At 41.9% G+C, this 23,101-nt stretch carries 19 protein-coding genes; 12 read left to right on the top strand and 7 right to left on the bottom strand.

The window, feature by feature from the left end:
* Position 1 precedes the first annotated feature (1 nt).
* The gene (locus H5185_RS05375) at positions 2–445 is read left to right on the top strand and encodes an MOSC domain-containing protein (protein ID WP_182723693.1); all 444 of its coding nucleotides are present in this window, start codon (positions 2–4) and stop codon (positions 443–445) included.
* Positions 446–738: 293 nt separating this feature from the next.
* Positions 739–3,921, top strand: a complete 3,183-nt coding sequence (locus H5185_RS05370; RefSeq protein WP_182741552.1) for an amidohydrolase family protein — start codon at positions 739–741, stop codon at positions 3,919–3,921.
* Positions 3,922–3,988: 67 nt separating this feature from the next.
* On the opposite strand, the gene H5185_RS05365 is transcribed toward H5185_RS05370, so the two are convergent.
* Positions 3,989–4,552 carry a DNA-3-methyladenine glycosylase I gene (locus H5185_RS05365; RefSeq protein WP_182741551.1) on the bottom strand — a complete coding sequence of 188 codons (564 nt, stop codon included), beginning with the start codon at positions 4,550–4,552 and terminating at the stop codon, positions 3,989–3,991.
* Between the two features lie 112 nt (positions 4,553–4,664).
* Here H5185_RS05365 and glyQ point away from each other — a divergent pair, with 112 nt between their 5' ends.
* Together glyQ and glyS are read left to right on the top strand one after the other, a co-directional pair.
* The gene (glyQ, locus tag H5185_RS05360) at positions 4,665–5,570 is read left to right on the top strand and encodes a glycine--tRNA ligase subunit alpha (protein ID WP_124016565.1); all 906 of its coding nucleotides are present in this window, start codon (positions 4,665–4,667) and stop codon (positions 5,568–5,570) included.
* Positions 5,571–5,579: 9 nt separating this feature from the next.
* The gene (gene glyS, locus H5185_RS05355; protein ID WP_182741550.1) at positions 5,580–7,664 is read left to right on the top strand and encodes a glycine--tRNA ligase subunit beta; all 2,085 of its coding nucleotides are present in this window, start codon (positions 5,580–5,582) and stop codon (positions 7,662–7,664) included.
* A gap of 127 nt (positions 7,665–7,791) precedes the next feature.
* On the opposite strand, the gene H5185_RS05350 is transcribed toward glyS, so the two are convergent.
* The 5 genes from H5185_RS05350 to dnaA all read right to left on the bottom strand — a co-directional run bounded on the left by H5185_RS05350 (position 7,792) and on the right by dnaA (position 15,059).
* On the bottom strand, positions 7,792–8,844 hold the full coding sequence (locus H5185_RS05350; protein ID WP_182741549.1) for an HDOD domain-containing protein: 1,053 nt from the start codon (positions 8,842–8,844) through the stop codon (positions 7,792–7,794).
* Between the two features lie 100 nt (positions 8,845–8,944).
* Positions 8,945–11,362, bottom strand: a complete 2,418-nt coding sequence (gene gyrB, locus H5185_RS05345) for a DNA topoisomerase (ATP-hydrolyzing) subunit B (protein ID WP_124016568.1) — start codon at positions 11,360–11,362, stop codon at positions 8,945–8,947.
* Between the two features lie 15 nt (positions 11,363–11,377).
* Positions 11,378–12,460: a DNA replication/repair protein RecF gene (gene recF / locus H5185_RS05340; protein WP_124016569.1), complete on the bottom strand. Its 1,083-nt coding sequence runs from the start codon at positions 12,458–12,460 to the stop codon at positions 11,378–11,380.
* A gap of 93 nt (positions 12,461–12,553) precedes the next feature.
* The gene (gene dnaN / locus H5185_RS05335) at positions 12,554–13,654 is read right to left on the bottom strand and encodes a DNA polymerase III subunit beta (protein ID WP_124016570.1); all 1,101 of its coding nucleotides are present in this window, start codon (positions 13,652–13,654) and stop codon (positions 12,554–12,556) included.
* Positions 13,655–13,673: 19 nt separating this feature from the next.
* Complete coding sequence (gene dnaA / locus H5185_RS05330) at positions 13,674–15,059, bottom strand: chromosomal replication initiator protein DnaA (RefSeq protein ID WP_124016571.1); 1,386 nt, start codon at positions 15,057–15,059, stop codon at positions 13,674–13,676.
* 445 nt (positions 15,060–15,504) lie between these two features.
* Between dnaA and rpmH the strand changes: the two genes are divergently transcribed.
* The 6 genes from rpmH to H5185_RS05300 all read left to right on the top strand — a co-directional run bounded on the left by rpmH (position 15,505) and on the right by H5185_RS05300 (position 19,934).
* Entirely contained in the window at positions 15,505–15,642 is a 138-nt protein-coding gene (gene rpmH / locus H5185_RS05325; protein ID WP_006083827.1) for a 50S ribosomal protein L34, read from the top strand.
* A 12-nt stretch (positions 15,643–15,654) separates the two neighbouring features.
* Entirely contained in the window at positions 15,655–16,011 is a 357-nt protein-coding gene (gene rnpA, locus H5185_RS05320; RefSeq protein ID WP_124016572.1) for a ribonuclease P protein component, read from the top strand.
* Positions 15,978–16,232, top strand: a complete 255-nt coding sequence (yidD, locus tag H5185_RS05315) for a membrane protein insertion efficiency factor YidD (protein WP_124016573.1) — start codon at positions 15,978–15,980, stop codon at positions 16,230–16,232. Before rnpA ends, yidD begins: the two co-directional genes overlap by 34 nt.
* Positions 16,233–16,235: 3 nt before the next feature.
* On the top strand, positions 16,236–17,864 hold the full coding sequence (gene yidC, locus H5185_RS05310) for a membrane protein insertase YidC (protein ID WP_124016574.1): 1,629 nt from the start codon (positions 16,236–16,238) through the stop codon (positions 17,862–17,864).
* 80 nt (positions 17,865–17,944) lie between these two features.
* Positions 17,945–19,306: a tRNA uridine-5-carboxymethylaminomethyl(34) synthesis GTPase MnmE gene (gene mnmE, locus H5185_RS05305; RefSeq protein WP_182741548.1), complete on the top strand. Its 1,362-nt coding sequence runs from the start codon at positions 17,945–17,947 to the stop codon at positions 19,304–19,306.
* Positions 19,307–19,313: 7 nt separating this feature from the next.
* Positions 19,314–19,934, top strand: coding sequence for a PolC-type DNA polymerase III (locus H5185_RS05300; protein ID WP_182698847.1), 621 nt, complete (start codon positions 19,314–19,316; stop codon positions 19,932–19,934).
* Positions 19,935–19,996: 62 nt separating this feature from the next.
* On the opposite strand, the gene H5185_RS05295 is transcribed toward H5185_RS05300, so the two are convergent.
* A complete protein-coding gene (locus H5185_RS05295) occupies positions 19,997–20,863 on the bottom strand; it encodes a LysR substrate-binding domain-containing protein (protein WP_124016576.1) in 867 nt (288 codons plus the stop codon).
* Between the two features lie 141 nt (positions 20,864–21,004).
* On the opposite strand from H5185_RS05295, the gene H5185_RS05290 reads away from it, so the two are divergent.
* Complete coding sequence (locus H5185_RS05290; RefSeq protein ID WP_182698828.1) at positions 21,005–22,135, top strand: S-(hydroxymethyl)glutathione dehydrogenase/class III alcohol dehydrogenase; 1,131 nt, start codon at positions 21,005–21,007, stop codon at positions 22,133–22,135.
* Between the two features lie 73 nt (positions 22,136–22,208).
* Positions 22,209–23,054, top strand: coding sequence for an S-formylglutathione hydrolase (gene fghA, locus H5185_RS05285; RefSeq protein ID WP_182741547.1), 846 nt, complete (start codon positions 22,209–22,211; stop codon positions 23,052–23,054).
* Positions 23,055–23,101 lie beyond the last annotated feature (47 nt).

Genomic DNA, 23,101 nt, shown 5'->3' with positions numbered 1-23,101 from the left:
AATGACAATCACATTGGAAGCAATCGCATACAAAACAGCAAAACGCGGCGTGATGAAACCCGCTTTCTGTGCCAATGTGACTTTAGAGCGCGGTGTCGAGAATGACGTTTTTGGCCGACCAGGTAAACGCCAGGTGACAGTGATGTCAAAACAGCAATGGCAAAAAGCCTGCCAGCAAATTAATGTAGATTTAGATTGGTTAACTCGTCGAGCTAACTTATTGATCAGCGGCTATGAATTTAGCCCTGCGGATGTAGGTAAAACGATCTCAATTGGTACTGAGCTAAAACTACAAATCACTGGCGAAACCGATCCATGTAAAAAAATGCAACAAGCTCACTCAGGGCTTGAACAAGCATTAACACCTGACTGGCGTGGCGGAGTCACCTGCCGCGTGATCCAAGCTGGCTTAATACAAGCCGATGACTCTGTAAATATCGATTAGCAAAATCGATAAATCATTTTCATTTAAGCCTTTAATATTAAAATCTAACGCTATAGCACTCATTGTTTGTTAATCGATAACAAACATGCGTGTTATCGTCTGTCATTAATTGATACAGATTTGTTATACCCCTTATCGGTAATTTATGCGATAAAGGAACCATTCAAACCGACAAACGCAGTAAAGCCAAGTACTCTTCAGGTCATCTAATCATGCTAAATGAGATGACCTACACGAGTATTAAGCTTGATTAAATCCACTGAAAATAAAAACGACAACGGATAATCTACTCTATGTTGACTCAAAAACTCACCCCTATTTACACCGCTATGGCACTTACTCTAGGTATTTCTAGCTTTGCCTATGCCGAAGATGACAAAGTAAAATGGCACGTAAATGCTCCTGAAAATGCGCCATTGAGTAAAATTGATATTAATGTTACTGAAGGGACATGGATGAACATCAATGTATCACCTGATGGTGAACACATTGTATTTGATCTATTAGGTGATATTTACCAAATACCGATAGCTGGAGGTGAAGCAAAACCACTGGCACAAGGTATAGCTTGGCAAATGCAGCCAGTATATAGCCCAGACGGTAAGTATATAGCTTTTACCTCTGATGAAGATGGTGGCGATAATATTTGGATAATGAATGCCGATGGCACTAATCCACATGCAATAACGACTGAAACCTTTCGTTTACTCAACAGCCCAGCCTGGAGTCCTGACTCACAGTATTTAATAGCCAGAAAACACTTCACTGGCACTCGCAGCTTAGGAGCCGGTGAAGTGTGGATGTTTCACGTTGCTGGTGGCGAAGGGGTAAAACTAACTGAGCGTCCTAACGAGCAAAAAGATTTAGGTGAACCCGCCTATTCACCTGATGGCCGTTATATTTACTTCAGCCAAGATGCGACCCCAGGTAAAACCTTTCACTATTCTAAAGACTCGGTAAAAGGCATTTATAAGATCAAACGTTACGACACACAAACAGGCGATATTGAAGTATTGATTGAAGGTACTGGTGGTGCGATTAGACCGACACCAAGCCCTGACGGCAAAACCCTTGCTTACATCAAACGTGATGGATTCCAGTCAACGCTCTATTCTCTCGATTTAACCTCTGGTGAAGAAACCAAGCTGTATGACAAACTCGATCGTGATATGCAGGAAACATGGGCTATTCATGGTGTGTACCCAACAATGTCGTGGACCAAAGACAATAAGCACATCGTATTTTGGGCTAAAGGTAAAATCAATAAACTTGATGTCGACAGTAAACAAGTAACAGACATTCCATTCAGTGTTAACACTCAAAGAGATATTCAGCCATCAGTCCGCTTTACTCAAAACTTAGATAAAGATGAATTTGATGTAAAAATGCTGCGTATGGCACAAGTGTCACCAGATGGCGAAAAAGTAGTATTTGAAGCCTTAGGTAAAATTTGGATTCGTGATATTAAAGACGGTAAACATAAACGATTAACCCGTTTAGATGATGACATCAATGAGCTATTCCCACAGTGGTCACGTGACGGTAAAGACATAGTATTCACCACTTGGAATGATCAACAGCAAGGCACAGTCAGTGTTGTTAGCGCCAGAGGTGGTAAAGCCAAGGTGTTGACCAACGAGCCTGGCAAATATGTCGAACCAACCTTTTCACCTAATGGCGAATATATTGTTTATCGAAAAGCGCGCGGTGGCTACATGACACCACGAACTTGGTCACAAGAACCCGGTTTATATAAAGTCGATATCAAAGGAAAGCAAAGTACCAAACTAACAGCCAGTGGCCATCAACCACAATTCGGAGCTGACTCAGACCGTGTTTACTTTATGGATTCAGGGGAAACCCCAGAGTTTGCCTCTATCGGCATGAACGGTTTTGAAAAACGTACCCATTACACCAGCGACCATGCTACCGAGTTTCGTTTATCACCCAACGGTGAGCACTTAGCATTTGCTGAACGCTTTAGAGTGTATGTCACTCCTTTTGCTAAACACGGTGAAACCATTGCGATTGGGCCTAAAGCAACCAACTTACCCATTACTCAACTAAGCGCCCGTGCAGGAGAAAGCATTAGCTGGAACGGTAAGAACAACCAACTGTATTGGACATTGGGCCCAGATTTATATCGAGCAGATGTAGACACTCAATATACAAAAGCGGAAACCAAGGTCGATCCTAAAATCACTGCAATTGGTTTTAAAGATAAAGCTGATGTTCCACGTGGAACAGTGGTATTTACCGGCGGCAAAGTGATTACGATGGAAAATGACCAAGTTATTGATAATGGTGTCGTTATCGTTAAAGACAATAAAATTGTTAGTGTTGGTGATGCTAATACAGTCATTCCTAACAATGCCCAAATTATCGATATTAGCGGCAAAACCATCATGCCCGGCCTGTTTGATGCTCACGCTCATGGTGGCCAAGCAGATGATGAGATTATTCCACAACAAAACTGGGCCTTATATTCAGGTCTGTCACTTGGGGTAACAGCTATTCACGACCCATCAAATGACACAACCGAAATATTTGCCGCTTCAGAACAACAAAAAGCAGGCAAAATTGTTGGACCGCGTATTTTCTCTACGGGGACGATTTTATACGGAGCAAACTTACCTGGTTATACTTCGCATGTTGATTCACTTGATGATGCAAAGTTCCACTTAGAGCGTCTTAAAAAAGTCGGTGCATTTAGCGTTAAGAGTTACAACCAACCACGTCGTGATCAACGCCAACAAATTATTGCTGCTGCGCGAGAGCTCGAAATGATGGTAGTGCCTGAAGGTGGCAGTTTACTGCAGCACAATTTATCCATGATAGCCGATGGTCACACGACGGTAGAACATTCATTGCCAGCAGCATCAATTTACAATGATATTAAGCAATTCTGGAGCCAAACAGAAGTTCACTATACACCGACGCTAGTGGTTGCATATGGTGGTATTTCTGGTGAGCATTACTGGTATGATAAAACCGACGTTTGGGCTCACCCTCGCCTAAGTATGTATGTGCCGCACGATATACTTGATGCCCGATCAATGCGAAGAACCACAGCACCGGACGAACATTACAACCACTTTAATGTTGCCCGCGTAGCCAATGAGTTAAACAACATCGGCGTTAAACCTAATATTGGTGCTCATGGTCAACGAGAAGGATTAGCAGCACATTGGGAAATGTGGATGTTTGCTCAAGGCGGCATGAGTAATATGGAAGTATTAAAAACCGCGACAATTAATCCGGCGACAACCTTTGGTATGGACCATCAACTGGGTTCTATCAAAGTGGGTAAATTGGCTGACTTAATTGTGATTGATGGCGATCCATTAGCCGATATAAGAACGACTGATAAAGTCACTTACACTATGGTTAATGGTAAGCTATTTAATTCAGAAACCATGAATCAACTAAATGGTGATAAACATAAACGTAAGCCGTTTTTCTTTGAAAAAATCTAACGATTAAGTTAAGCCAATAAAAAAGGTGTTCCACGTGGAACACCTTTTTTTTATACTTTTAATAAAATCAATACTGACCATAACAATGACAATCTGTGGTGTGATCATTCACCATGCCCACGGCTTGCATAAATGCATAACAAATTGTCGGACCAACAAAGTTAAAACCAAGCTTTTTTAACGCCTTAGACATAGCTTCAGATTCTGGTGTTTGTGCAGGAACCTGGCTTAATGAACTGAAGTTATTTTCTTTAGGTTTACTGCCAACAAAACCCCATAAAAACTTAGAGAAATCATCGCCCTGCTCTACAAATGCTAAATAAGCTTTAGCATTTCTGATGATCGAGTTTATTTTAAGACGATTGCGCACAATACCCGGTTCGAGCATTAACTGTGCCACTTTAACTTGATCGTACTGTGCAATAATACTCGGCTCAAAATTAGCAAACAGTAATTCGTAATTTTGTTGCTTTTTTAGAATGGTAATCCAAGACAATCCAGCTTGTTGGCCATCAAGACATAACTTAGCAAAAAGCTGTTTAGGATCAAATTCAGGTCGTCCCCAAACAGTATCATGATAATGCTGATATAAAGGGTCTTCACTTACCCAGCCACATCGGTTAACTTGCATGGTACGGTTCCATTAACGTTTTGAGTAGTACGTTAAAAAATAACCTACATCTACCTTGCTCTACAAGGTATAATCATCAACATTTTCTATTAATAGCCTGACAGTAGTAGACATGACGACGAAACATGACGTAAAGACATTTCAGGGGTTCATCCTAACCCTTCAGGAATATTGGGCGCAGCAAGGTTGCGCAATTGTTCAACCTCTAGATATGGAAGTTGGCGCTGGTACTTTCCACCCGCAGACGTTCTTACGTTCATTAGGCCCTGAGCCAATGAGCAGTGCATACGTGCAACCGTCTCGCCGTCCTACTGATGGACGTTATGGTGAAAACCCTAACCGCTTACAGCATTACTACCAATTTCAAGTGGTCCTCAAGCCATCGCCAGATAATATTCAAGAGCTTTATTTAGGCTCACTTGAAGCTCTAGGCATCGATACTCAAATACATGATATTCGCTTTGTCGAAGACAATTGGGAATCACCAACATTGGGCGCATGGGGCTTAGGCTGGGAAGTTTGGCTCAATGGTATGGAAGTGACACAGTTTACTTACTTCCAACAAGTTGGCGGTATTGAATGTAGTCCTGTTACCGGCGAAATTACTTACGGTCTAGAACGTCTAGCAATGTACATTCAGGAAGTTGATAGTGTATATGATCTGGTGTGGACAGACGGACCTTTAGGCCGTGTGACCTATGGTGATATTTTTCACCAGAACGAAGTTGAGCAATCGACTTATAACTTCGAACACGCCGATGTCGATTTTATGTTCACCCTGTTCGATCAATGTGAAAAGATGTGCATGCACTTATTATCACTAGAAAAACCATTACCACTACCTGCTTACGAGCAAGTAATGAAAGCATCGCACGCTTTCAATTTACTTGATGCACGCCATGCAATTTCTGTCACCGAACGTCAGCGTTATATCCTTCGCGTTCGTACGATGGCAAAAGGTGTTGCAGAATCTTATTATCAAGCACGTGAAGCGCTTGGCTTCCCACTGTGTAAGTAGAGGTAACAGATGAATTTTGAAAACTTACTCATTGAAGTGGGCACCGAAGAATTACCGCCAAAGGCGCTACGCACATTAGCGGAATCTTTTTTAGCTAACTTTACCGATGAATTAACCAAAGCAGACCTGCCATTTGATTCTGCCGTTTGGTATGCAGCCCCACGACGCTTGGCCATTAACGTATTGGGATTAGCTTTAGCACAAGCCGATAAAGTCGTTGAAAAACGCGGTCCTGCGGTTAGCTCAGCATTTGATGCTGACGGTAACCCAACTAAAGCAGCACAAGGCTGGGCCCGTGGTAATGGCATTACGGTTGAGCAAGCAGAGCGTTTAACAACCGATAAAGGTGAATGGTTAGTTCACCAAGCTAAAGTGGTTGGTGTTGAAACCAAAAGCTTAATTGCTGACATGGCACAACGAGCACTCGATAAATTACCTATCCCTAAACCAATGCGTTGGGGAAACAACAAAACTCAGTTTATTCGCCCAGTTCACACTGTGACCATGCTATTAGGCAACGAGTTAGTTGCGGGTGAATTACTTGGTATTAAATCTGACCGCGTTATTCGTGGCCACCGATTTATGGGTAAAGCCAGCTTTGAGTTAGATCATGCCGACAACTATTTGGCCGCGCTAAAAGAGCAAGGTAAAGTACTAGCAGATTATGAATTACGTAAATCGCTAATCAAAGTTGATGCTGAAGCTGCAGCAGCTAAATTAGGTGGTATTGCCGATATTCAAGACGGCCTACTAGAAGAAGTCGCTTCATTGGTTGAATGGCCAATAGTGCTAACAGCTAGCTTTGAAGAAAAGTTTCTAAATGTGCCTTCAGAAGCCTTAGTTTACACCATGAAAGGTGATCAAAAGTACTTCCCGGTATTTGATAACAGTGGCAAGTTATTACCTAACTTTATCTTTGTCACCAACATAGAATCAAAAGATCCACAGCAGATTATTTCAGGTAACGAAAAAGTCGTTCGTCCACGTCTGGCTGATGCAGAGTTCTTCTTTAACACTGATAAAAAGCACACGCTTGAGTCTCGTATTGCCAGTTTAGATACGGTTGTATTCCAAAAGCAGCTGGGCACACTAAAAGCGCGCGTTGAACGTATTTCAGCGTTAGCAGGCTTTATTGCAACACAAATGAACGACAATGGCGTCAATACTAGTAGCCTAGATGCTAGCCGTGCAGGCTTATTGTCTAAAGCAGACCTTATGACCAACATGGTCATGGAGTTTACTGACACCCAAGGCACTATGGGCATGCATTACGCCCGCTTAGACGGCGAAACTGAAGCGGTAGCGCTAGCACTTGAAGAACAATATAAGCCTAAGTTCTCTGGTGATACAGTACCAACAGCAAATGTATCTTGCGCTGTTGCTTTAGCCGAAAAACTCGATACTTTAGTGGGTATTTTTGGTATTGGCCAAGCACCTAAAGGCGCGGCAGATCCATTTGCACTTCGTCGAGCTGCTATCGGTATTTTGCGAATTATTGTTGAACACAAGCTACCTTTGGACTTAGTAGAATTAATTGCTAAAGCACAAACATTGCATGCTGCAAACATCACCAATGCGAATACCAGTGAGGATGTCCTAGAGTTCCTACTGGCACGTTTCCGAGCCTGGTATCAAGATAAAGGTATTCAAGTTGATGTTATTTTAGCCGTGCTTGCTCGTCGTCCGACTCGCCCAGCTGATTTTGACAGTCGCGTTAATGCAGTATCTCATTTCCGTGGTTTAGAAGCGTCTAGTGCGCTTGCTGCAGCCAATAAGCGTGTTTCTAATATCTTGGCTAAAGTTGAAGGTAAACTGCCTGAAACCATCAACCAAGCACTATTAAGCGAAACAGCAGAAAAAACCTTAGCGGCTAAACTTGCACAACTGCAACCGCAGTTAGCGCCCTTGTTTGCCACAGGTGATTACCAACAAGCATTAACCTTATTAGCTGACTTACGTGAGAGCGTCGATCAGTTCTTTGAAGATGTGATGGTAATGGCAGATGATGAAGCATTGAAAAACAACCGTTTAGCTTTGTTAACTAATCTTCGTGAGCAGTTCTTACACGTTGCGGATATTTCATTACTGCAATAGATTCAGTCGACTATCATTAACAAAAAAGCGCCGAAAGGCGCTTTTTTATGGGCAATACAATGATAAAAAGCATATCTTAATCAATCTACAACCGGACCACCAAAGACAGACTACTTTTAAAGTGTATCTAAAATTGCATCAGCTTTTGATGTAGCACAATAAACTCTTCTTCACTCAAGTCCACTTGGGCCAACAACAGCGCCAATGCTGCTTGAGGTAATTTATCAACCTGTTGCAACATCGAACACTCACTAATAATATTGGCTTTCCAAATGAGTAATGCCATCTCATCCACAGGTTTAATATTGCTATTCGCTAACAAAGTTAATGATGCTTCAAAGTGCTCTGGTAATTGCCAGTAACGAGCTAAAAGCGCACTCAGCGTTAATGACTTGGTGGTCATCACTTGCTTAAACAACGAAGAACTCGGCTGCTCTCCTGGCTCTGCTTGATAAAAAGCATCCACCAGCAGTTTAAAAATCGCAATTTTACCCACGTCATGTAACAAGCCTAATAAAAAAGCACGATCTCGTTGCTCAGAGCGAGCTAATTCGCTGGCTAAAAAAGCCACTTGCATAGAATGGCGCCAAATTTCTGCACCAAAGCGTCGAAAGTAAATAGCTTTGATATCAATTAATTCTCGGGCTAAGCAAGTGGTAATAAACTGCCTTAACTGTTGTCGCCCCACCTGCACTAACGCTTGTTGAATGCTACTAACATCCGTATCTGCACGTTTAAATGCGGGTGAATTGCATAGTTTGAGTACTTCAACACACAATAAAAGGTCTTGCTCAATGAGCTTTATTAGCTCTTGGGTTTCAATACTGTCATCAGCAAGCTTCTTATCAAGTTCGAGTATTTTACTAGGAAGTTTTAATACATTTTCAGCAATAGACTCTGGTGAGCTAAGTGCTTGCTCAATTTTTTGCATCACGCTTCGTTCAAGATTATTGGCAATACCTGTGGTGGTTGATTGTTGGCTAGCAAACAATAAACTATAAAACAATGCCGACAAATCTAACTGCGACTCAGCTGCAAGTTTAGGTGTAATTTCAACAGCGAGTTGTGTCGATTGTTGTTGGATCTGCTGGCGTTTTTCAACTGATGTTTTGCCAGTAAATTTAACTTGTTCATTACGGTCACGAATATTGAATAATTTTTTAAAAAAACCAGTAACCACAATTAATAACCTTATGAGAAGTTGAATTAAATACTATATAACCATAGTAAAAAAATACAAAAAAGGGTGCCCTATAGGCACCCTTTTTTTTAAAACGCGCTTATACGTCTAAGTTAGCTACATTGAGCGCATTAGTTTCAATAAACTCACGACGCGGCTCAACTTGATCACCCATTAAGCAGGTAAATAGCTGATCGGCAGCAACAGCATCTTCAATGGTGACACGTAACATACGACGTGATTCAGGATCCATTGTAGTTTCCCACAATTGCTCAGGGTTCATTTCACCCAATCCTTTATAACGTTGGATATACAGACCGCGTTTTGCTTCACTGATAGTCCAATCTAACGCTTCTAAGAAGCTTTCAACTTCCTTAACACGCTCGCCACGTTGTACATAGCCGCCCTCTTCAATCATACCGTCTAACGCAGCACCTAATTTAGCAATACGTTGGTAATCGGTTGAGGTGAAGAAGTCATAACCAAATAAATAATTAGTATCAATACCGTGTTTACGGATCGTCACGCTAGGGGTATAAACCTTACGCTCAGGATCAAGCATCACATTAACGGTAAAGATAATTCCGCTGCTTTCTCGATCAATTAAGTCCGCGATAAAGGCATTACACCAAGTCGTCATCTTCGCTTCATCACTCAACACATCTGCTGTCACTTCAGGGTGATACAACATGCGGTCAAGTAACACTGCTGGGAAACGCTTTTCTAGACGCTTAATAATACGTTCAACTTCACGATACTGGGCGACTAAACGCTCTAATGGCTCACCAGACATTCCCAACGCACCTTGGCTTGGATAAATATTAGTGCCATCAAGTGCTTGAGTGGTTAAGTATTCCGTTAATGCTGGCTCATCTTTCAAATACTGTTCTTGCTTACCTTTTTTCACTTTAAACAGTGGTGGTTGCGCAATATAAATATAGCCACGTTGGATTAACTCAGGCATTTGACGGAAGAAGAAGGTCAACAGCAAGGTACGAATATGTGAGCCGTCGACGTCAGCATCGGTCATGATGATGATGTTGTGATAACGCGTTTTATCTGGGTTATATTCGTCACGGCCGATACCACAACCTAATGCAGTAATAAGCGTTGCGACTTCTTGTGAAGATAACATCTTGTCAAAACGCGCTTTTTCTACGTTTAAGATTTTACCTTTCAGTGGAAGAATAGCTTGGTTTTTACGGTTACGTCCCTGCTTGGCAGATCCGCCAGCAGAGTCCCCTTCCACGATATAGATTTCAGAAAGACCAGGATCTTTCTCTTGGCAGTCAGCCAGTTTTCCTGGCAGGCCACCTAAATCTAATGCACCTTTACGGCGAGTCATTTCACGAGCTTTACGCGCCGCTTCACGTGCACGAGCCGCGTCTACAATTTTGCCGACAATTAATTTAGCATCTGCAGGATTTTCTAATAGGTAATCGTTTAACTGCTCACCCATGGTTTGTTCAACTGCACTTTTCACTTCACTTGATACAAGTTTGTCTTTAGTTTGTGAACTGAACTTAGGATCTGGCACTTTCACAGAAATAACCGCAGTTAAGCCTTCACGGGCATCATCACCAGTAGCACTGGTTTTACCTTTTTTGTTAAAGCCTTCACGTTCCATGTAGTTATTCAAGTTACGTGTTAATGCACCACGGAAGCCCACTAAGTGAGTACCACCATCGCGCTGAGGAATATTATTGGTAAAACAGAAGATGTTTTCTTGATAACCATCATTCCACTGCATGGCAACTTCGACAGTAATACCGTCATCACGCTCTTGTGAAAAATGGAATACATCTTTGTTTATTGGCGTTTTATTACGGTTTAAGTAATCTACGAAAGCACTAATACCACCTTCATACTTAAAGAACTCATCTTTGTTGTCACGTTCGTCAACTAAACGAATACCCACGCCAGAGTTGAGGAAAGACAGTTCACGTACTCGTTTGGCTAAAATTTCAAAATGGAATTCAACGTCGGTAAACGTCTGACTACTTGGCCAAAAACGAAGTTCGGTACCGGTTTTAACGGCATCACCGATTTCTTTGATCGGCGCATCTGGTACCCCATGAGTATAAAACTGCTCATAGACTTTACCAGCACGACGAATGGTTAACTGTAGTTTTTCTGATAAGGCGTTAACGACCGACACACCCACGCCGTGAAGACCGCCAGAGACTTTGTAAGAGTTATCATCAAACTTACCACCAGCATGAAGTACGGTCATAATAACTTCAGCGGCAGAGATCCCCTCTTCCTCGTGGATTGACACAGGAATACCACGACCATCGTCTTTCACTGAGACTGAACCATCAGAATGAATGGTAATGGTGATATCGCTACAATGGCCGGCTAAAGCTTCATCGATAGAGTTATCAACCACTTCGAATACCATGTGATGAAGACCTGTGCCATCATCAGTATCACCAATGTACATACCAGGTCTCTTACGGACTGCATCAAGGCCTTTTAATACCTTGATACTCGAAGAATCGTAACTATTCTCTGACATATTTATCTCTCGTTGTTATTCAATAACCGTTACTCGCCCTTGTTCCACATGAAACATCCTGTTTGGAGGGCTAGATAACGAATCGACTATTGCTTGCGGATCGATCGCAGTGACAAAAATTTGTGCACCGGTTTCGGTTAACTGCTGAAGCAATAGCTGCCTATGCTGTGCATCCAACTCCGACGGTAAATCGTCGACCAGATAAATACTATTTTTATCTAGTTGTTGTTTGAGCAACTTTCCCTGTGCAATACGCAGTGCACAGACTAATAATTTTAATTGTCCACGGGACAACGCATCCTGCGCTGGTAAATTACCCACTCGCAAACGTAAGTCTGCTTTGTGGGGGCCGCTGCCCGTATTACCAGCGGCTAAATCTCTTGAGTATTGGTTTTCAAGTAATTGGGCAAAATCCGTTTTACTGTCCCATCCTCGGGTAAAAGAAACCTTAATATCAATATGAGGTAAAAACACCCCGATTATACCCTTTAGTAGCTCATTTAACGAGTCTACATATAGATTTCGTATATCGGTAACCTGTTCAGCATACCGCACCAACTCCTTATCCCAAAACTGTATTTGGCTGTAGGAAGATTGATTTCTAAGTAATTGATTGCGCTGCTTTAATACCTTTCGAGTATTCACCCAAGCTTGATAAAAATTCGGATCAGAATGAAATGCACCCCAATCGATAAATTGGCGTCGAGCTTTAGGTCCCTCGAACAATAACGAAAAACTTTCTGGGGTGATGACTTGAATAGGCAAGGTTTCGGCTAAGGTCGATAAACGCTTAACCTTTTCACCATCAATTTTAACTTCTGTCTCACCACTTCGATAACGACGTAAACCTATTTTACAGTCTCGTTCAGCGTCTATTAAATGGGCAAACAAGGTGAGTTTATCGTCTTCATGGTTGATCACACGTTGCGATAAATGGCTACGAAATGAGCGGCCCATACCCAAAAAATAAATAGCTTCAAGAATACTGGTTTTGCCACTGCCATTTTGACCGTAAATCAAATTTAAGCCCTTACAAGGCTCCAATGATGCTGAGGTAATGTTACGAAATGAACTGATGGTAATACGCGATAAACTCATGAAAACCTATTTGTGATAACCGCTGTGATTAATCCAGTAAAGACAAATAAGGCGCCTTACAGCACCTTATATAACTTGTTAGACAATAATCCGTTATAGACGCATTGGCATCACCACATACATAGAATCTTCTTCTTTGTGGTTTTCAATCAAGGCACTCGAATTGCCATCAATTAGAGTAATACGAACTTCATCACTGGCTAAGTTATTTAAAACATCAAGTAGATAACTAACGTTAAAACCAATTTCTAGATTGTCAGAGTCATATTCAACATCAATGATCTCTTCAGCTTCTTCTTGCTCAGGATTATTAGCGGTAATTTTTAATAAACCAGATTCAAGCTGAATACGTACACCACGGAATTTTTCATTCGACAGAATAGAGGCACGGGTTAACGCTTGCTTTAGTTGATTACGACTGGCAATGACCACTTTGTTGCCACCTTTAGGTAACACTCGGCGGTAATCAGGGAAACGTCCATCAACAAGTTTACTGGTAAACACAGCAGAACTGGTAACCGCTCGAATGGCATTATCACCAATAGCAATGGTGATGTCCTGATCGTCACTGTCGAGTAAGCGCGCCATTTCAACCACACCTTTGCGCGGTACAATGACTTGCTTTTCAGGTAATGTCACCTCAAGGGTGCGATGGCTTAATGCTAAACGGTGTCCATCTGTAGCGATAGCACGTAATACATTACCTTCGGTTTCAAATAACAATCCATTGAGATAATAACGCACATCTTGGTTGGCCATAGAAAACTGAGTAGAGTCAATTATCGACTTCAACACACCTTGCTTTAAGCTAAATTCAATATCCGCTTGGAATGCTTCAACGTTGGGGTAATCTTCGGCAGGTAATGTTGCTAAGGAAAAACGGCTACGGCCAGAACGCAATAACCATTTATTATCTTGCTGTTCGACTTTTAATTCACTTTGCTCTGGCAATGACTTAACAATATCCAGCAGTTTTTTGGCAGGAACGGTCGTACGACCGACATCAATATCACCATGAATTGCCGCTTGGCCCACTAACTCAACTTCTAAATCAGTGCCCGTTAGCTTAAGTGAAGACTCACTAACTTCAACTAATAAGTTGGCTAAAATAGGTAAATTGTGTCTGCGTTCTACCGCGCCGCACACTAGCTGCAACGGCTTTAATAGGGCGTCCCTATCAATTGAAAATTTCATCGTGTCTAGATTCCCTGAATTAAGAAGACAAAGTTCTAATCAAGTTAGCATAATCTTCTTTAATATCATGACTTTCTTCGCGCAATTGAGCGATTTTACGACAAGCATGTAATACTGTCGTATGGTCACGACCACCAAAAGCATCACCTATTTCCGGTAAACTTTGGTTAGTAAGTTCTTTAGATAGCGCCATCGCCACTTGTCTAGGCCTTGCCACACTGCGAGAACGGCGTTTAGACAGCATATCTGCCATTTTTATTTTGTAGTATTCAGCAACTGTCTTCTGAATATTGTCTATAGTGACTAATTTTTCTTGCAGTGCCAAGAGATCTCTTAATGCTTCACGCACAAAGTCGATAGTAATTGGACGACCAGTAAAGTTAGCATTAGCAATCACGCGGTTTAGCGCGCCTTCTAACTCACGTACGTTTGAACGTAAACGCTTAGCAATAAAAAATGCCACTTCATCAGGTAGGTTTATTCCGCTCTCTTGTGCTTTACGCATTAAAATCGCTACGCGGGTTTCTAACTCTGGAGGCTCAATCGCAACCGTTAAACCCCAACCAAAGCGTGATTTTAAACGATCCTCTACCCCGTCAATCTCTTTAGGATAACGATCTGAGGTTAAAATAATTTGATGATTACCTTCTAATAATGCATTAAAGGTATGGAAAAATTCTTCTTGAGAACGATCTTTATTGGCAAAAAATTGAATATCATCAATAAATAATGCATCGACGCTACGATAATAACGCTTAAACTCTTCGATCGCGTTGTTTTGTAATGCTTTAACCATGTCCTGAACAAAACGCTCAGAGTGCATGTACACCACTTTAGCATTGGGATTATTTTTAATAATACCATTGCCAACTGCGTGTAAAAGATGAGTTTTACCTAAACCAGTGCCGCCATATAAAAACAATGGATTATAAGCGCCACCTGGATTTTCAGATACTTGCAAAGCCGCAGCTTTACCTAACTGATTCGATTTACCTTCAACGAAGTTATCAAATTGATAGGTAGGATTAATATTACTACGATGATTAGGATTAATAATCGGTTCGGCTTGGGTATTAAAAGACGTCGTTCCCACTTGAGCTTTGGTTTGACGATTCACAGGCTTAACCGCTACCGGAGCTGGCGCAACCGGACGTGCAGAAGGACGGCTACCAATATCAAAACGTAACTTAGGTGCATTACTGCCCATTTGTTCAGTAAAAAATTGATTAATGATATTGATGTATTTATCGCGTACCCAATCCAGCACAAAACGATTAGGTGCATACAAAACTAATGTATCACCATCCATTTCAGCTTGTAACGGACGGATCCACATACTGAACTGCTGTGCTGATAACTCGTCTTGTAGTCTACCGATACATTGTTGCCAAAGTGAAACCGCCACTTATTTATCCCCAAATATCTTTAATCAAAGGAGATGTATTCTATAGTGAGATCACAATGATCGCTATCCTTTAAAGCAGAATTATCCCCAGCGAGATCATTCTGTGTATAAATAGATGATCTTCCATGATCAAAATCGATCGGTAAATAGTAAAAATCAAGCAAATCCAGCTTTATTAACCGATCCAACTTGATCTATAATAGCCTTTCTTTGATCTGCTGAAACAACGAAAGATCCACAAGATATAGTGTCTGTACACAGACTTATCCACATCTTATGGTGCTTAATGCTTAGTAGCTTCAAATAAAGATTGGCAGAAATTTATCATATAAGTACTTTCGTTATTGACGACAGTACTTAAAGTGATTACAATTCGGCCTCTTTTTTGCCCTTACCTCTAATGTTGGAGATAAGGAAAATTCACTAACAAAGACGGATTGCCATCATGAGTAAACGTACTTTTCAACCTAGCAACCTGAAGCGCAAGCGTTCTCACGGCTTCCGCGCTCGTATGGCTACTGTAGGCGGCCGTAAGGTGCTTGCACGTCGTCGTGCGAAAGGTCGCGCTCGTTTATCTGCGTAAGTAGATAACTAGGTGACTAGCTATACCTTTTCGCGGGAGTTACGTTTGTTAACTCCCGCGCAATTTAAATCTGTATTCTCCAATCCAATCAAAGCATCCTCTGCTGAAATAACTCTGCTCGCAATTCCAAATTCAGAGCAACATCCCCGTTTAGGATTAACTGTGGCCAAACGTTTTGTTAAACGTGCAAACCAACGTAATCGCATTAAACGTGTGATAAGAGATAGTTTTCGTTTACATCAACACGACATCCCAGATATCGACATCGTTGTATTAGTCAGAAATGGCGTGATGGAAATGGAAAATGCAGAAATACAAAAATTAATAGAAAAGCTATGGCACAAACTCAGTCGCCGTTACAATGGCTAGCAACTACGTTTATACGTGGTTACCAAATTTTTATCAGCCCTTTATTGGGACCGCGTTGTCGGTTCAATCCAACCTGTTCTTATTATGCTATAGAAGCAATAAAAACACATGGAACAGTGAAAGGTAGTTGGTTTGCAATGAAACGCATATTAAAATGTCACCCTTTACATCCCGGCGGTAGTGATCCCGTCCCCCCTAAAAATGACAGGTGTAATAAATAGGCTATGGAATCTCAACGCAATATATTGCTAATCGGTCTGCTTTTTGTCAGCTATTTAATGTGGACACAGTGGCAAACAGATAAAGCACCAAAACCGGCAACAGCTCAAACTGTTACCCAAACTAACGCCTCATCACAGCACAGTGCTGATGTTCCAGAAGCAGATATCTCAGGGACACCAGTAGAATTACCTGCAACGACAAACCTTATTAGCGTCAACACTGACCAGCTTGATATTAAAATCAGCCCAGTTGGTGGTGACATTGTTTATGCTGCATTAGTAGAACATAAACGCGAAATCGACAGTAACGACCCCTTTGTTATTTTAGATCAGCAAAATGAGTTCACTTATATTGCTCAAAGTGGACTTATTGGGCGTGATGGTATTGATAGCAGCGCTAAAGGCCGTGCAACATATAATGTTCAGGCTAGCTCATATTCTTTAGCTGATGGTAAAGACACATTAACAGTGCCATTTACATACACAGCAGATAACGGTGTCACCTACGTAAAAACCTTTACGTTTACCCGTGGTCAATATGACATCAAAGTTGATTACAGCATCAACAACATTTCAGCTGCACCATTACAAGTGCAAATGTATGGTCAAATTAAGCAAACGATTAAAGAATCAGAAAGTAGCATGATGATGCCAACCTACCGTGGTGGCGCTTTCTCGACTCAAGATACTCGTTATGAAAAATATAACTTTGACGATATGGCTGACAAGAACCTAGCTAAAGTTACACTCGGTGGTTGGGCTGCAATGCTTCAACATTACTTTGTGTCAGCTTGGGTTCCACCAGCAACAGATTCAAATACTATTTTCACAAGCTTAAGTGCTGGTGGATTAGCTAACATTGGTTTCCGTGGCGCGGTATATGATATTGCACCTGGCGCAACACAAAATATTAGCTCACAGTTTTATGTCGGTCCTAAAAACCAAAAAGCGCTTTCAGCGATTTCTGAAACCTTAAACTTAGTTGTTGATTACGGTTTCTTATGGTGGTTAGCCATTCCAATCCATTGGTTATTGATGTTCTATCAATCATTTGTGGGTAACTGGGGTGTAGCAATCATTTTGATAACACTGACAGTGCGTGGTGGTTTATACCCACTAACGAAGAAGCAATATACCTCAATGGCCAAAATGCGTAATCTTCAGCCTAAATTGACTGAGATGAAAGAACGCTTTGGTGATGACCGTCAGAAGATGGGTCAAGCCATGATGGAGTTGTATAAGAAAGAGAAAGTAAACCCTATGGGCGGTTGCTTACCTATTCTGTTACAGATGCCGATCTTCATCGCACTTTACTGGGTATTGCTTGAAAGTTATGAATTACGCCATGCGCCATTCATGCTTTGGATTACCGACTTATCAGTACAAGATCCATACTATGTATTGCCATTGTTAATGGGCTTATCAATGTTCTTGATGCAGAAAATGCAGCCTGTAGCGCCAACAATGGATCCAATGCAAGTGAAAATGATGCAGTGGATGCCGGTTATCTTTACCGTGTTCTTCTTATGGTTCCCAGCAGGTCTAGTACTTTACTGGTTAGTGGGTAACTTAGTTGCCATCACTCAACAGAAGATTATTTATGCTGGTCTTGAGAAAAATGGCATAAAATAGCCTAAGCTCAATCTTGTATAACTGATTAAAAAGGCGGCTGATTAGCCGCCTTTTCCTTTATCAATTTTATAGGTACTACCGTGACAACAGACACTATTGTGGCGCAAGCCACCGCACCTGGACGAGGTGGCGTAGGTATCATTCGTGTATCAGGCGACTTAGCCACTAATGTCGCAACGGCGATTATTGGCCATGTTCCAAAAACCCGTTATGCTGAATATTGTGACTTTAACAATGCCGACGGTCAGGTTATTGACCAAGGTATTGCACTTTTCTTTAAAGGTCCCAATTCATTTACTGGCGAAGATGTCCTTGAACTGCAAGGCCATGGCGGCCAAATTGTGCTGGATATGTTGATTAAACGCGTCATGGAAATTGACGGCATACGTATAGCCAGGCCTGGTGAATTCAGCGAACAAGCCTTTATGAATGATAAGCTCGACTTAACTCAGGCAGAAGCGATTGCTGACTTAATCGATGCCACCAGCGAGCAAGCTGCCAAAAGTGCATTGCTATCACTCCAAGGTGAGTTCTCAAAAGAAGTTCACGAGCTTGTCGACCAAGTGACCAACTTACGTTTGTATGTCGAAGCTGCGATTGATTTTCCAGATGAAGAAGTCGATTTTTTATCTGATGGTAAAATTGCCAATGCCTTATATAAAATCATCGATAAATTAGACACAGTGCAAGACAGTGCCAAGCAAGGCTCCATTATCCGCGAAGGCATGAAGGTAGTGATTGCCGGCCGTCCTAATGCCGGTAAATCAAGCTTACTCAATGCACTAGCCGGTAAAGAGTCGGCAATTGTCACTGAAATTGCTGGCACAACTCGTGATGTACTACGTGAACACATCCACTTAGACGGTATGCCACTGCACATCATAGATACTGCAGGGTTAAGAGACACACTCGACACAGTTGAACAAATTGGCATTGAGCGCGCATGGGCCGAAATAGCCACTGCAGATAGAGTCTTGTTTATGGTTGATGGCACGACAACTGAGGCTATCGACCCTCGCGAGATTTGGCCAGACTTTATCGACCGCCTACCATCAAAACTAGGCGTAACGGTTATTCGTAATAAAGCTGACATAACTGGTGAAACCTTAAATAATACTGAAGAACAAGGTTACAGCGTTTACCGCATCTCAGCTAAGACAGGCTTAGGTGTTGAAGAATTAAAACAACATCTTAAATCATTAATGGGCTACCAAAGTAACTTAGAAGGCGGCTTTATTGCACGTCGTCGCCATTTGGAAGCACTCGATCTTGCCGCCAGTCACTTGCTGTTAGGTAAAGAGCAGCTTGAAGTGTATTTAGCCGGAGAGTTACTGGCTGAAGAACTGCGTATGTGCCAAATGGCATTATCTGAAATCACCGGTAAATTTACCTCAGACGATTTGCTCGGTAAGATTTTTGGCTCATTTTGTATCGGAAAATAACCAAGCTATGATCCCCACACTCGCAAATCAGGTTGTGATACTCGATTTTGAAACCACAGGATTATCACCCGATAATGGCGACCGAGCCATTGAAATTGGTGCGGTAAAACTGGTTAATGGTCAAATAGTCGATACCTTTCAGGAACTGATTAATCCTGGTCGGCGAGTGAATAGCTTTATTGAGCAGTACACTGGCATCAGTAATGAAATGCTGAAACATGCCCCAGCGTCTAAACAAGTCATGGGGCAGTTTGCCAAATTTATTGCAGGCTTTAATCTGGTGGCACACAATGCCAGCTTTGATAAAAAGTTTCTCGATGCTGAATTTAGCCATAATAAACTGCATTACACTGGTCAGTTTGCTTGCTCGTTATTATTGTCTCGACGTATTAGCCAAGATGCCCCGAATCATAAGCTTGGCACATTAGTCGATCATCACCAGTTACCTAACGATGGTGTGTTTCACCGCGCTTTAGCCGATGCCACCATGACCAGCCATTTATGGTTATATCAAATTGATGTGTTACAGCAGCAACTGCCCAAGCAAGCTATTACCATTGATATCATCAATAAAATATCCAGCCTCCCAAAAGCGCAAATTGCGCGTTATTTGCGAACCATGAGCTAGTTAAATCTCAGCCTAAAAAAATAAGCTTGGGAACCTAATAGACTACAACCAAACAGGGTTAATTAAAGCTGTTGCGATAACTTATCAACCAGCAATCTCACTTTGGGTGATAAATGGCGGTTATGTGGATACAAAGCCCAAATACCTTCTTTAGGTTGTTGAAAAGATGCAAGTAATACCACTAACTCCCCTTCAGCAATAGCATCATTGACGTAATATCCAGGTAACTGCACAATCCCCAAGCCACAAATAGCCGCATTTAATAAACTCAAACCACTACTACAGGCTAAAGATCCATGCACTTTTACCGTCTTGGGTTTACCTTGCTCAACAAAATGCCAATGAGACTGACTGCCAATTAAACAATTGTGCTGGCTCAACTCTGATAACGCATAAGGCGTACCGTATTTAGCGATATAACTCGGAGCTGCGCACACATATTGACTGCGACTCGTCAGTCGCTTTGCCATCATGGTTGAATTAGTTAACCGCCCTAACCTAATAGCCAAATCATACCCACCATCCACCAAGTCAAGTTGCTGATTAGTCAGCTCGCAAATCACTTCAATGTCGGGATATTGTTGCATAAACTCAATGACTATCGGCATGATAAACTTTTCACCGTAAGTCACTGGTGCGGTAATTCTAATAAGTCCCTGTGGCTTATCTTTTAAGCTGGAAATAGCACGCTCAGCCTCATCAAGACTGTTTAATACTTGGCGGCAATGCTGATAGTAAACTGTACCTTCTTCGGTTAACGATACTTTACGAGTGGTGCGATAAAATAATTTGGTGTTTAAACGATTTTCAAGCTGACTGATTTGTCGACTCACTTGCGCAGTAGAAATACTTAAACGCTTACCCGCCACGGTAAAACTGTCAGTTTCGGCCACAGCCACAAACTCAAAAATGCCTTCCCACTTCATCATTATTACATTCTCGTAAAAGTCATTTACAAAATAAGCTAATTATCATTGTATGATAAACAAATACAATAGCTAAATACACTACACTGTAGTAATACCTCTTAACCATGTTGACCATGGTCGTTAATGTTAAGGAAATCATTTATGTCAGCACAATTTATAAAATCAAAAGCCGCTATTGCTTGGGGACCAGGCCAGCCACTATCGGTAGAAGAAGTCGACGTAATGTACCCAAAAGCGGGTGAAGTGATGGTACGTATTGTGGCATCAGGTGTTTGTCATACCGATGCTTTCACGCTTTCAGGTGATGATCCTGAAGGGGTATTCCCAGCTATTCTTGGTCATGAAGGCGGCGGTATTGTTCACATGGTCGGTGAAGGCGTAACTAGCGTACAAGTTGGCGATCATGTTATTCCGTTATACACAGCAGAATGTGGAAAATGTAAATTCTGTACCTCAGGTAAAACCAACCTCTGTAGTGCCGTTCGCGCTACCCAAGGTAAAGGACTTATGCCTGATGGCACCACACGTTTCTTTAAAGATGGCGAGCCAATCTTCCATTATATGGGCTGCTCAACTTTCTCGGAATACACAGTATTACCAGAAATATCATTAGCTAAAGTTAACCCAAGTGCGCCACTTGAAGAAGTCTGTTTACTGGGTTGTGGTGTCACCACAGGCATTGGTGCGGTACTTAAAACAGCTAAAGTGCAACCAGGCGATACGGTTGCTATTTTTGGTTTAGGTGGCATTGGTTTATCGGCCATTATTGGCGCGACTATGGCAGGAGCTAGCCGTATTATTGGTATTGATTTAAACGAATCAAAATTTGAATTGGCTAAAAAACTGGGCGCGACTGACTGTATTAATCCTAAGGATTTTGATAAACCAATCCAAGATGTGATTGTTGAAATGACCGACGGTGGTGTCGATTTCTCATTTGAATGTATTGGTAACGTCAATGTAATGCGCAGTGCATTAGAATGCTGCCATAAAGGCTGGGGCGAGTCGGTGATTATTGGTGTTGCTGGTGCCGGCCAAGAAATATCAACCCGTCCATTCCAGTTAGTCACAGGTCGTGTATGGCGTGGCAGTGCATTTGGTGGCGTTAAAGGACGCAGTGAGTTACCTGGTATTGTTGAACAATACTTAGCGGGTGAGTTTAAGTTAGACCAATTTATTACTCACACCATGGGCCTTGAAGGTATTAACGAAGCATTTGATTTAATGCACAAAGGCGAAAGTATTCGAAGTGTGATTCACTTTGCTAAGTAATACTTAATTGCTCATCACAGGCGCAGTTAAGAGTAAAGTCACTTAACTGCGTTCTGATAAATAAGGACACATAATGACCATTGAAAGTATCAGCAGTACCAAAGCATTTGGTGGTTGGCATAAACAATATAGTCATCATTCAAGCACACTTAATTGTGCAATGCGGTTTGCCATTTACTTGCCGCCCCAAGCAGAAAGCCAAGCAGTACCTGTTTTATATTGGTTGTCAGGACTCACCTGTACTGATGAAAATTTTATGCAAAAAGCAGGTGCACAACGTATAGCAGCTGAATTAGGTATGGCGATAGTCGCACCCGATACTAGCCCACGAGGAGAAGGCATCGCAGATGATCCCGACGGCGCTTATGACTTTGGTTTAGGTGCAGGCTTTTATCTTAATGCTACCAAACCGCCATTTAGTCAGCATTATCAAATGTATGATTACGTGGTTAACGAATTGCCGGCATTGATTGAAGCTCATTTTCCGGTAACAGAACAACGTAGTATAAGCGGCCATTCCATGGGTGGACATGGTGCCTTAACCATCGCACTTAAAAATCCGCACAGATATAATAGCTTGTCAGCATTTAGTCCAATCTGTCATCCAATGGACTGTCCTTGGGGTATAAAAGCATTTCGCGGCTACTTAGGTGATGATCAGCAACAATGGCAGCAATACGACAGCTGTGAGTTGATGGCTAAAAGCCAGCAATTTGTGCCTGCGCTGGTGGACCAAGGCAGTAAGGACAACTTTTTAGACGAACAACTAAAACCGCAAATCTTAGTGCAAGTCGCTAAGAACAAAGGCTACCCGCTAGAACTAAGAATGCAGCCAGGCTATGACCACAGCTATTATTTTATCGCGACCTTTATTGAAGACCATCTGCGTTTTCATGCAAAGCACTTAGCGCTTTTATAGACAGCTACTGTCATTAAAATAAAAACGAGCCCTTCAGGCTCGTTTTT

Origin of the sequence: Shewanella sp. SG44-6 (genome assembly GCF_014164185.1) — a bacterium.
GTDB lineage: Bacteria > Pseudomonadota > Gammaproteobacteria > Enterobacterales > Shewanellaceae > Shewanella > Shewanella vesiculosa.
The sequence above is the reverse complement of the archived record's forward strand: the minus strand, read 5'-3'. Positions and strand labels throughout refer to the sequence as shown.